The sequence below is a fragment of the Luteibacter sp. genome (assembly GCF_036500425.1).
GTDB lineage: Bacteria > Pseudomonadota > Gammaproteobacteria > Xanthomonadales > Rhodanobacteraceae > Luteibacter.
Window position 1 is genome coordinate 67,515 of record NZ_DASYCB010000014.1, and the last position, 11,849, is coordinate 79,363.

At 59.8% G+C, this 11,849-nt stretch carries 10 protein-coding genes and 1 tRNA gene; 6 read left to right on the top strand and 5 right to left on the bottom strand.

Annotated elements, in window-relative coordinates; translation table 11 throughout:
* Positions 1-108 precede the first annotated feature (108 nt).
* A complete protein-coding gene (locus VGN46_RS02810) occupies positions 109-1,269 on the bottom strand; it encodes a recombinase family protein (protein WP_331640386.1) in 1,161 nt (386 codons plus the stop codon).
* Between the two features lie 1,003 nt (positions 1,270-2,272).
* Entirely contained in the window at positions 2,273-2,554 is a 282-nt protein-coding gene (locus VGN46_RS02815) for a hypothetical protein (protein ID WP_331640388.1), read from the bottom strand.
* A gap of 595 nt (positions 2,555-3,149) precedes the next feature.
* Between VGN46_RS02815 and VGN46_RS02820 the strand changes: the two genes are divergently transcribed.
* A complete protein-coding gene (locus VGN46_RS02820; RefSeq protein ID WP_331640390.1) occupies positions 3,150-4,193 on the top strand; it encodes a hypothetical protein in 1,044 nt (347 codons plus the stop codon).
* Between the two features lie 389 nt (positions 4,194-4,582).
* Here VGN46_RS02820 and VGN46_RS02825 read toward each other — a convergent pair whose 3' ends face one another.
* Both VGN46_RS02825 and VGN46_RS02830 read right to left on the bottom strand, forming a co-directional pair.
* Positions 4,583-5,086: a hypothetical protein gene (locus VGN46_RS02825; RefSeq protein ID WP_331640392.1), complete on the bottom strand. Its 504-nt coding sequence runs from the start codon at positions 5,084-5,086 to the stop codon at positions 4,583-4,585.
* Positions 5,087-5,337: 251 nt separating this feature from the next.
* The gene (locus VGN46_RS02830) at positions 5,338-6,351 is read right to left on the bottom strand and encodes a restriction endonuclease (protein ID WP_331640394.1); all 1,014 of its coding nucleotides are present in this window, start codon (positions 6,349-6,351) and stop codon (positions 5,338-5,340) included.
* A gap of 44 nt (positions 6,352-6,395) precedes the next feature.
* Here VGN46_RS02830 and VGN46_RS02835 point away from each other — a divergent pair, with 44 nt between their 5' ends.
* Complete coding sequence (locus VGN46_RS02835) at positions 6,396-6,848, top strand: hypothetical protein (RefSeq protein WP_331640396.1); 453 nt, start codon at positions 6,396-6,398, stop codon at positions 6,846-6,848.
* Between the two features lie 692 nt (positions 6,849-7,540).
* Here the strand turns inward: VGN46_RS02835 and VGN46_RS02840 are convergent.
* Positions 7,541-7,616: transfer RNA gene (locus VGN46_RS02840), tRNA-Ile, on the bottom strand.
* A 140-nt stretch (positions 7,617-7,756) separates the two neighbouring features.
* On the opposite strand from VGN46_RS02840, the gene VGN46_RS02845 reads away from it, so the two are divergent.
* From VGN46_RS02845 to VGN46_RS02860, 4 genes are read left to right on the top strand one after another with little or no spacing between them, the layout of a single operon-like run.
* Entirely contained in the window at positions 7,757-8,464 is a 708-nt protein-coding gene (locus VGN46_RS02845) for a DUF3348 domain-containing protein (RefSeq protein WP_331640398.1), read from the top strand.
* Between the two features lie 10 nt (positions 8,465-8,474).
* Positions 8,475-10,763: a DUF802 domain-containing protein gene (locus tag VGN46_RS02850; protein WP_331640400.1), complete on the top strand. Its 2,289-nt coding sequence runs from the start codon at positions 8,475-8,477 to the stop codon at positions 10,761-10,763.
* Entirely contained in the window at positions 10,760-11,410 is a 651-nt protein-coding gene (locus VGN46_RS02855; RefSeq protein ID WP_331640402.1) for an OmpA family protein, read from the top strand. Before VGN46_RS02850 ends, VGN46_RS02855 begins: the two co-directional genes overlap by 4 nt.
* The gene (locus VGN46_RS02860) at positions 11,400-11,801 is read left to right on the top strand and encodes a DUF2894 domain-containing protein (RefSeq protein ID WP_331640403.1); all 402 of its coding nucleotides are present in this window, start codon (positions 11,400-11,402) and stop codon (positions 11,799-11,801) included. Before VGN46_RS02855 ends, VGN46_RS02860 begins: the two co-directional genes overlap by 11 nt.
* The last annotated feature ends 48 nt before the right edge of the window (positions 11,802-11,849 follow it).

Sequence of the window (11,849 nt, forward strand, 5' to 3'; positions counted from 1 at the left end):
CCGAAGAGGGAATCGTACGCCGAGAATTCCCGAGGATCACGAGCGACTGATAAAAGCGGTCATCTGCGAGACTCTCAAGACTCCGATTGCTGCGAATGCCACTTTTGCTTACGCTAGATATCTAGCCGCACATAAGAACGCTGCGTCTAGCAAATGCCCTGGCGCACTAGTTGAAAGCAGGCCAGTGTCTTTCCCGACGTTCCTTCGCCGCATCGCGCAACAGGACCGAGTCTCGATGGCTTCATCCCGCTCAGGGACGCGATCAAGGAGGCGCCGGAGAAGATCAAGCATCTGACTGTCCTCGAGCCGCACCGACCGCGCAGCAATGATTTCCCGAACACGAAGGAATGCGGAAGGCGACACGATGCCGTCAAAAGCCCCATCGCAGCGCACCCACCGTTCGGGCGGATTGGGCGACGACGGCTTTTTCAACTTTCCGGAGGTTCGGTTGTAGACGTTGTTGCCGATGTATTTCTCATTGGTTAGGACCTGATGGACGGTGCCCCGAGTCCACGGTCTGTCCCAATCGGTGACGATGCCCTCTTGGTTCAATTCGTCGGCAATCGTCCGCTCGGTCTTACCTCCGCTGAGAAACGCCTCATAGATGCGGAGTACAGTGGCGACCTCGTCTGGTGGTCCCTCCACGAGGACCACGCGGTCCGTCTGAATACTTTTTTGCTGGCCACGCTCCAACAGGTCTTTGAATCCTCGGCGCTCGTCCACCAGTGCCCTACGAAGGCCGAGCCCCGCACTTCCGCCTTGGTGGAAGCCCATTTGTACGAGGCGACACTGGCCGGCGAAGACTTTTCCAGATAGCTCACGGCTGTATTCCGCGGCCATTGATCGCTTCACCCCCTTTACGATCGTCGCGAGGGGAGAGCCATCGTTGTCGAAAGGCTCGGCGCAGTACACGACTCGCACCCCGGCCTTGGTGCAAAGATACTCGTAGTGCGCCGCTTCGTCTGAGTTCTGGAAGCGTCCCCAGCGGCTGACGTCGAAGACCAAGATTACCTCGAAGTCAACGTGTCCCATCTGTACATCATCAAGTAGCGACCGCAAGCCCAGGCGCCGTCCAATCTCTAGGCCGCTCTTCCCTTCGTCCTCATAGGTCCGAACAATCGCCATGCCATGGGTTGTCGCGTACTCACGAATCGCCATCGCCTGGTTCGCTGTCGAATACTTTTGATGATCTGTCGACATGCGGACATACTCCGCCGCGCGCACCACGGGCGGCAGAGGGGAGGAGGCAGTGTCTGACGCCGGTGCCATGGGCAACTCGACTGGTGGGGGAGATGCGACTTGAGGCGCTCAAGCTACGCTGGAACCCAAGCGAAACTGCGACACACGTCGCAAATCCGCGTCCGTGGCATGCGCATATTTCACGCCAAAAGGCGGCGCCGACCGATGACTGATTGCTTCGAGACTATTCGGGGAGGCTTTCCCTCCGCCGTGGGTTGAGTTGGACTAACGGCGTCCCTTCGGCCCACCGACCTACGCGAATCACCGTTTCCACCGTGTCAGGCATCTTCGCGACCACGTGGAGGTATTGTACGTAGGCAAATCTACCGACAACACGCTGAAGCGCCTGCAAAACCATAACAAGTGGGGCGAGATAACGACAGATCTCGGTACTGACGAAGTCGCAATCGTCTATTTTATGGAGATTGAGGAGTCGCTCTTCTCACGAACGTCGGTGGGCCCGGTGACTTTTCTTAGCAGTACGCGCGACGAGGATATTGATCGTGATTCTGCCGCATTGATCACCGAGGCTGCCCTGATAAAGCACTTTTCTCGGACGAGAAGTACAATCGCCAAGTCGTCGCACAGGATCTCGCGGAGGTGAAGTCAGTCCGAGAGAGGCTACTCAACCGAGGTTATAGCGCGATACAGGTGGAGCTCGAACTGGACGGATCCTTGGGCGTACTTGGAACGCCAAAGACAGGTTATGTACGGCGGCACGAATTCATCCACAGATTGCGCGATCTCTAGCGAATTCACTTGCGCGCACTGTTCTCGCGCTGACAGGCTCAGATCTCGGCGTGCGCCGAATGCGCCATTGGGCCAACATCGACCATTCTGACGAACCCCGCTAGTGAGCGAACTCCGAAGGTTCGAATGACTGGAGTGCAGCGGTGCCGTGCAGGCGGAAACTGAGGGCAACTGGGCAGCTCCCATGCCAGCGCCGGTCCGCACCGCAGGGCGCCGACCTAATGCCCAAGATCGGCGGGTCGACTTAGAAGGCGACGCCCAGGCTTTGGCCAGGTGTCATCTGCTACAGCGGATCGAATCCAAGAGCATCGAGCTCATCCGCAACCCTGAGCATGCCTGCTCCGTAGCCCGGTAGCGGCATCGTCGCCACTGGGCCAAGGATAACAACGAGGTGAGCTGCGGCGAGCGCTAGGTCGACATATCCGAGGTCATCGGCCTTGGCTGCAATCAGCTGCGCCCGAAACCTTGCCTCGTCGAGATCAAGAGCCAACGCAGCATCGTTCATATCTGCCGCTTCTCGAACGAGGACGGCAACATCAAGGATATGGCTCTCACGGGAATCCATGGCGGGAGCATATCGACGGCGACCAGGAAGGGCACCTTGCTGCCAGCGCACCGGGGAGCGTACGGTGAGCAAAACGGGCCATCCAGGCCGATTGACATCATGTCCCGCATGAAATGCCAACCTTGAATGGCGCACTTAGGCCAGTTCCGATCCGCTTCTGATTGTCGCCCCCCGGCTGCCGCGTCATCGCAGGGATTTTCGGCAAGAACCTTGAACACCTATCCAATTCAACCCGCCCAGCGCTCACTGAGGGGGTGGATGGTCTATTCTTTGCACAGTGATAAAATGGAAGCGTGGGTAAGTGTCGACGTCGCAGCCAGGCGTGCAGCGACGGTTTCACCGGAAGGCTTTCTTGATCGGCAGCGTACTCTTCTGTTCAAAATCGGTTCAATCATTTCGTTGCGAGGCGTCAATGAGTGCCGCCCTACCGCCCCCAATCTCTCGAGAAGCAGGGGATAAAACAAAGGGATTTCGATTTCAGAAGTTGCGTGCAGCCGTCAGGTTGCTCCAGCGGATCGGCATCAGTCCTCACTCACAATGCTACTGCGCCATGGAGTTCGTAGAGGACAGCGCGATATTTTCGGGTAGGGACCCAGTGGCCGTCGAAGAGAATAAGCAGTATTCCGCAGGACTGAGCTTCAATTCCGACACGGTAAAGAACAGCATAGTCGCTTTTCTGGATGCCGATGCCACCTTTGGTTACAGCCAAGGGCTTCGCTTTGGCTTCTATGCCTCGGCGACTATTGCCGATGAACGCCTACCATTAGCACCTGATAGGAACGACGCATCCGGTCGGTCGACGAGGTCATATCAACTTCTCCGGAATCTCGCATCCGGTGTAGCACTTTCTGACGAAGAAGCCAGCATCGCGAAGGATCTGATAGAAGTCGAATACCGCTCTCAGTATCCAGCTCGCGACGGAATGGCACCTCGCACACCCCCTGTTGCGACATGGACGGCCAAGGAATTTCGGTCATTCTTAGAGAAGATCGACTGGACGTTCACGCTTCAGGATAATGACGATATCGAGAAAGAAGCTCTTGAGCTCGTCCGAAAGTGTCCTTTCTTCGACTACAGACATGAAGGCCTAGAAGGCTTTTTGCTCAGCGCTATTACGGACTTGCTCGAGAAGCGATCGCATGCAAAAGGGCATATTGACCGTATCGTGGGGACGTCGGATATCAAGGGTCTCTTTTCAGAGATTCTTGCACTCCGTCGCGGCGAAAGGCTCGACCCTGCCCACGAAGAGTGGGAGAACGAACATGTCGACGACAGGCGCAACCTTTCCGAAAAAGTACTGGCCGTCTCCCCCGACTATTCCAGCAAACGGTTGGCTCGGCTTGCTCGGCGAATTGCCCTAGCCCGGCACGAAGGAAATGCTTTCGGTCGCGAGTACGTATCACTGCTTCTTCGTGTGCTCAATGCATGTCAAGAAGAGCTTGATCGTCCTGGATACAAGCTACCCAACATGTCTGAGGGCCAGATTGACGCATGCATTGATGCGCTAGTGAAAGCTTCAACAGCGCGCATGAACGCGTTGTCGTCCACATGGACCTACCGGGTCAAGGACGAAGAAGCGATTCGCGGTGCCGTCCTATCGCTATTCAATGACTGCTACTTGGCATTCGATCATGCCTAGCCACGACATAAGCGATCTTCGTAGGTTGAATCACTTAGTTGGGGAAGACTTCTACTTCCTCACTTACAGCATACTTTTGACACTGCATGTCGCTTCGCCACGAGGCGGCGTCTTCCGCGACAATCGAAAGCTGGCCCACGCTTTACAGTTTGTCAGTGACTCACGCCTCCTCAGCATTCTCGACCGACACCAGGGAAGCCGCGTGGACAACCCCGTCGATAGAGAGCTTCTATTCGCCGCATTCTCAAATGCGGAGCTTCTAAAAAGAGAGATCTATAAGCTGCTTATTTCTCTGGATAGGCGCGGCATGCTATCCGCAGTGGCTTCGGGCGTACCAGGTGTCATCAACGTGTCATTAAATTCGGACGCCATCGAATCCGACTTCCTCTCTAGTGCCATATTTGAAAGCGAGCGCAGGAACCGCCTGTGCAGAGTTGCAATTGATCGATGAGAAAGATGCGGATTTCTCTGATGACGTCCTCTCGGTCGAGCCTGAGTCGTTTCTTGTCAATCTTTGGCGTCGATTGGGCCTCGGGATAAAACCTGCATCGTGCTCCATCGCGGCGTTCACAAAGCATTATCGATGCCACCAGGCGAAGACAGTCCGGGCTGAGACCTTGAAGTTCGCTGTAGGGAAGATCGGGGTCGAGGCGCTCCCATGTACCGCCCCACACCACCGAGAAGACGACCTTCTCGTCTGCCGAAAACACTCCACCAGGGACCATGACCGTTCCTCGAGGATACAGACCCCGTGGGTTGTAGATCGTAACCGTGTAGCCGAGACGCTTCCGTCGGCGCGACGCTCTTTCTTTACTCATCCAGCGTAGACGCAGGTCCCGGATGGCCGCGCCCTTGGCGATGCCACCAACCTCAGTCGTTAAATTCCGTTCCATGAGTACACGCTCCGCAAACGTCATCCGTGCCTAGCCACCCGTAGAACCCTTGAGTTGCCTTAGTTGCCCCCGGACTATCGGACTCGGAAAGCCTGACGAACATTCCTCGGTTGGCACCGTGCATATGTCGTCGTGCCTTCCCCCAGGATGAGATCCTGGGCAACCTCTGACTTTGGATCGGGGAGCAAGTGGTATATGTCGAAGTTGTTCTTAAAGTGCTCAGATAAATAAGCACGCTCGTAGCATCCGACTTAGGCTGGCCAATACATCCGTTTGAGCGGCACCAGCCTCTTAGTTTCGCTGTCGGTCGCCTCGTAGTGCTCGACCAGAGTGCGGACGAGGGTGTCCAGATTCCACAGTGTCAGCGGCACCGCTGCCCGTTCTGCCTCATACAGTGCGTCTTTAGTGAACCCACCTGTGCTGACATACAGGCCGCGGTCGTCTTTGTGGCGGCCGCCCAGGAAGCTCCGGATCTGCTGGCTGCCCATCTGGCCGTTGCGGTGTTTTACCTCAACCACGATGCGAGGATTCTCAAAGCCGAAGCCATCCGGCGAAGCAATGATGTCCTTACCACGGTCCGCCCCCACGGGCGAAACCTGGGTCTTGTATCCCATGGCACGGAGGATACCGGCGACCAACTGCTCCATGTCCCTGGGACCAATCGCGCTAACCAAATCTTTGATTCGCTCGATGGCAGCCGACTGGATGTCCGCGAACGGATCGGCAATCTCCTCGTCAGGAAGATCTCCTGGGAGCTCTTCGAGCGTTGACACCTGAGCTACGGCCGCCCCGGAGGCTCGGCTTTCGATCTCGGCTTGGGCATGTGGCGGCAACAAAAAGACCGTCAGGGTCGAGCCGAGCGTGTTCTTAGTAGGAAGCGACAGCTGGTCTCGCTCCACTTCCTGGGCAGCCCATTCCACAGTTCTAGCGATGCCCATGCCGTCCGAGATCCACTCCGGATGAAACTGGACGTCACCGGTGACCTTGCCGATCAGGTAGGTCCGGTTCGACGGCGAATACGTAATCACCCCGTCACCAATACGAACCTCGTTGGCGAACCGCCACACCTGGGAGGCGCTGGAGATTACTGTGCCCGCCTTGGCGTCCGGCCGTGCTGTGCGGTAGATCTCGGCAAGCTCCTTGCGCGTCACGCCAGGCTTCGCATGCTGCGCTAGGTCACTCCAACCGATGGCGGCCACACCACGATCGCGGAACAGTTCATACAGCGCGCCGCCCTCACCCCGCACCATCCACAGTCGTTCCATGTCTTACTCCGTGTGACCCATCGACGAAGGGTCGAGGTCGGATTATGAGGCGTTTCCTTTTGGAAATCTGCCGGTGTATTCGGCACCGTCGGATAAGGGCTGATGCCGATTTGTCCATCAGTTGGCCCCAGGGAAATCAGTTCCCGTGGACCAAGTACGACACCATCATTCAGTACACTGACAATGAAGAACTCGCCTTCATGAGGAGACGGTTACGAAGTATTCTCACGGCGTTCCGGTCGCATAGCAAAGGCAGCATGCAGCGATTTGCGGACAAGATGGAACACTCAAGGATGGTCAAGGATGCGAGAGGCCAGGCACTGCTCGATGCGCTGCTGGCAGACGGAATATTGAGTCTGGTGAAGGATTCCACCTTCTACGTACTGAACGCCGAAAAGATGGGCGAGACGCTTGGCGTCAACTACCAGGCGCTACAAAAACAACAGTACACAGCTCAGTCGGACGCCTATGTCCTAGCCGTCGCAGCCGGGGCGTGAACGCGATGACTTTCGAATTTATCTGATAAACCTCGAAGATTCTTCTCCGATTTTGACGATGTGGGCGTAGATGGGCGCATTCCGTCTACGCCCATGATTCGTTGGAAGACCACAACAATGACGTACTTCGCGGCTCGACGGTCGGTACGCATTGCAGGAACTCTGAGCGATGCGCGCGCGGGCAGTTGCGGGTTCGAAGTAGTGCTCGTGTTTGACCTCAGCCATTGGGGGCACTTCCGGAACGCGGATGAGGCTGCCTACCACGAGTTTGTCTAGCATCTTGGTGGCGAGCGTGTCATCTGCGTGGCCGAGCCTTTTTCCAACGATGGTTCACCCCCTGTCGTCGGTGCTCAAAGGGCTGAAGCGGGCAATGGCTGCCGAGTAGAGCCGCGAATTGTCGGGCAGGTGTTCTCCCGACAGAGTCGTTTCATCAATCTGGGCTTCGGTCAGGGTAGATCTGCCGGGTAGGCCGCCACACGCGGCCAAACTTTGTCGGACGTCCGCGATAGTTTGTCCGTTTTGGCCAAACTATGTCGGATCGCGCAACCAAAAACTAAGATTAATCTTCCGATTGGAAGTTATTTCGCCTGTTATCCAATCCGGACAGAATATGCTTGTATGTCAACCATAAAGCGTCCAAAGCGGCCACTTTATGGTTTCCCGCACACAACGACTATGACGACAAAGCGCATTGGTGGGCCCACCAGGATTCGAACCTGGAACCAAGGGATTATGAGTCCCCTGCTCTAACCGTTGAGCTATAGGCCCCCTGCGGGACGGGGGAGTGTACCGAATCGCTGTACAGGCTGGTGCGCTAGCCGCGGACCGATCTCGCACGGATTGATACCCAGTCGCCGGCCAGCGGGTCACCTTCTTAGGGTAAACTGTCCGTTTTTTAGCGACTTAGCATGCAGCAAAGCCCTCCACGAGCGGCTATCCGCGGATCGACCTTCGTGCGCCTGCTGGCGCGCATGGGGGAGGTCGACGCGGGCCAGCCAGGCGGATCCCTGCCTGACCGGTTGAGCCAATGGCTCAGCTGGACGCAGTCGATCGCCCTCTCGTCGGCGCTGGATGGCAAGGTCGCCCCGCTCGATGAGCCTCCACAGGGCGAGACGCCCAACGACGCCCTGCTGGCCGGTGCCCGTACGGTGCTGGTCGAGGCGATCACCGATGAGCAGGCCTGGGCTCGTGCCCGGAGCCGCTCTATCGCCCGGGCTGGCGCCGTGGAGGGCGATCCCGACTACAAAGTCGATTACTCCGCGCTCCGCGAACGCTACCTGCTGATGCAACGCTCGATTCAGGGCACCACGGGCAAGCTGCGTGGTGAGCTCCGTGACCACCTGGCCATGGCCTCGCCCGAGCTGGCGCGGCTGGCCGAGGTGGATGGGGTGATGGAAGGGGCGTTGAGCCCGCGCGAGCAACGCCTGTTGGGCGGCGTGCCCGCGCTGCTCGAAACACGTTTTGAAAAGGCGAGGAAGGCCGCGGAAGAGGGCGCCGGTACCACCGGTATCTGGCTCGATCTCTTCATTCGCGAGATGCAGGACATCCTGCTCGCCGAACTCGATGTACGTTTTCAACCGCTGGAAGGGCTGCTCGCTGCCCTTCACGGCTCATAACTGGTAAGTCATGCGCAGAAATTTCCTCCCCTTCGCCGTGTTCGTGGCCGGCCTCGTCATCGTGTGCTGGGTCGGTATCGGCTACGTTGGCTCGAACCCGCTGGGTGCGCTGGTCGCGGCGCTGATCGCGCTGGGTTACCTCGCCGGTGCGATCGAGCTCTTCCGTTATCGCCAGGCGACGGCATCGCTCGACGAGGCTGCCGCGGAATTGAGCGCGACGCCGTCGAGCCTCGCCGAATGGCTGGGCAAGCTGCACCCGAGCCTGCGCCATGGCGTGCGCCTGCGCGTCGAAGGTGAACGCGCCACGCTGCCTGCACCGGCGTTGACGCCGTATCTCGTCGGCCTGCTCGTGCTGCTCGGCATGCTCGGTACGTTGCTCGGCATGATGGCGACGCTGCGCGGCACCGGTATCGCGCTGGAAAGTGCGACCGACCTGCAGGCCATCCGTGGCTCGCTCGCCGCGCCGGTGAAGGGGCTTGGCTTTGCGTTCGGCACCTCGATCGCCGGCGTCGCGACCTCGGCCATGCTTGGCTTGCTGTCCGCGCTTGCGCGTCGCGAGCGCATGGCCGCTGTCCAGTCGCTCGACCTCAAGGCCGCGACCACGTTGCGCGTGTTCTCGCAGGCGCACCAGCGTGAGGAGTCCTTCCGCCTGCTCCAGCAGCAGACCGAGCTGATGCCTGCGCTCATCGATCGCCTGCAGGCGATGATGACCACCATCGAGACGCAGAACGCGAGCACCGGCCAGCGTCACGCGGATAGCCAGGATGCGTTCCACAGCAAGGCCGAAGCGACGTTCGCGCGCCTCGCGTCGTCGGTGGAGCAATCGCTGAAGGAAGGCGTTGCGGATAGCGCGCGTGCAGCCAGCGCGGCGTTGCAGCCGATCTTCGAAACGACGATGGCGGGCATCGCGCGCGAGACCGCCGCGCTGCACGACAGCGTCAACAAGGCGGTCGAACGTCAGCTCGATGGCATCACCTCCGGATTTGCAAACACGACCACCAGCGTTACCGCGGTGTGGAACGATGCGATCGCCACGCAGCGCCAGGCCAGTGAAGCACAGGCGAACGATCTCCGTGGCGCGCTCGAGGCATTTACGTCTGGCTTCGAGCAGCGCTCGGCCGCAATGGTCGACACGGTCGCCATGCGTTTCGATGCCACGGCGAAGGCTTCTAGTGATGCCTCGTCGGAAGTCTTTGCTCGACACATCGAAGCCGTCGAAGGCCTAGTCGCAAAGCAGGCAACGACGAACGAAGCACTCGTTGCTCGCCACGAGGAGGCCATGGGCGCGGCTTCCAAGGCCTTCACCGAACAAGCGGCGGCACTGGTCGACACCGTACAAAAGGCACACGGCGAACTGCAGGCAACGCTGGTCGCCCGCGACACCGAGCGCCTCACGGCGTGGATCGACGCGCTGCAGGGCATGTCCTCAGCGCTAGCCGCCGACTGGAAACAGACGGGTGAAGACGCCGCCGCGCTCTGGAAGCGCGCCGGCGAAGAGGCCACCTCGCAGTGGACCCGTGCTGGCGACGATGCCATCGCGCAGTGGAACCGTGCCGGTGACGACGCGGTCGCCCAGTGGAACCGCGCAGGCGGCGAAGCCATGGCGCACTGGCAGCAGGCTGGTGAGGCCTCGGCTGCCCAGCAGGCCGCGATGCGCGAGGCGCTAGCGAAGACCACCAGCGATATCACCGCACAGTCGCAGGAATACGCCAGCGCCACCATCGCCGAGATTTCCCGCCTCGTCGATGCCGCATCGGAAGCGCCGAAGGCTGCCGCCGACGTCGTCGCCGAACTCCGCGAGAAGCTTTCCGAAAGCATGGTGCGCGACACGGCCACGTTGGAAGAACGCAGCCGCCTGCTCGAAACCGTCGAGACGCTGCTCAGCGCCGTGAACCACGCCTCGACCGAACAGCGCGCCGCTATCGATGGCCTCGTGACGACTTCGGCCGAACTTCTTGAGCGCGTCGGCACGCGCTTCATCGAGCAGGTGGAAGGCGAGACCGGCAAGCTCGAGGGCGTGGCGGAACGGATCACCGGCAGCGCCGAGAACGTCGCCAGCCTTGGTGAAACCTTCGGCAGCGCGGTGCAGGTGTTCGGCCAGTCGAACGAAGCGCTGCTGGCGCGCCTCCAGGAGATCGGCGAAGCGCTCGACCGCTCGCTGGTTCGTAGCGATGAGCAGCTGGCGTACTACGTCGCGCAGGCGCGCGAAGTAGTCGACCTCAGCGTGCTCTCGCAGAAGCAGATCCTTGAAGACATGCAGCAGCTCGCGTCGAAGAAGAACGGGGCAGCCAAGGCATGAGCGACGAGCTCGACATCGAAGGCGAATCGAACGCCCCGATCTGGGCCGCCTTCGGCGACCTGATGTCGGTATTGCTTGGTGCGTTCGTCCTGATCCTGGTCGGCGTCATCGGCATGCAGCTCCAGCTCACCAGCAAGCTGGAGCAGGAGACGAAGCAGCGCCAGGAAGAGCAGCAGCGACGCGTCACGTTGGAGCAGGCGCTCGCCGCACCGCTAGCGTCGGGGCGTGTCACGCTGGTCAACGGCCGCATTGGCATCAGTGGCAACGTGCTTTTCGCGCTCAACTCCGATCAGCTGCAGCCGGAAGGCCGGGATTTGCTGAAGACGCTGGCAGGGCCGCTCACTACGTACCTGAAGTCGCGCGACGAGATCCTCATGGTCAGCGGTTTCACCGACGACCAGGCTGTGCACGAAGGCAACCGCCGATTCACGGACAACCTTGAGCTTTCCGCTGAACGCTCGCTCACCGTGACTCGTGCGCTGATCTCTGAGGGTGTTCCATCGTCCTCGGTCTTCGCGGCCGCATTCGGTGCCGAGCAGCCCGTGAGCGACAACGCCGACGAAGCAGGCCGCGCGAAGAACCGCCGCGTTGAAATTGCGCCGATTCCCCGGCAGTCCGCGACGGACGCAAAGGCGCATGGACCGTAACTCCGCCAGCCCTCTAGGCGACCTGCTGGGCCACCTCTCCGCCCAGCAAAGCCCGACCGTCGATCTCGATACTGAGCTCGCCCGAGTGCGCAAGCTCTGGGACAGCGTGCGCACCCGCAGCCAACTACAACAGGCCGAGCTGCACATGCCGGAGATGGAAAGCACCGGCCCGCTCAACTCCGCCGCGCTGGTCCACCGCGCGATGGAACTGATGCGTGAACTCTCGCCAGGCTATCTGCAGCACTTTCTCTCGTACGTCGACGACCTGACGTGGATGGAGCGGTTGACGGTTGCTGCCGCGCCCGCTGTTAAAGAAGCGCCGCGCCCGGCGACGATTGGTACGAAGAAGCCTAAGGCGGCGAAGCCCAGAAAGCCAAAGGCAGCAAAGTAAGGCCGATCATCCCTGTAGGAGCGCGCTTGCGCGCGATCGCGCGCAAGC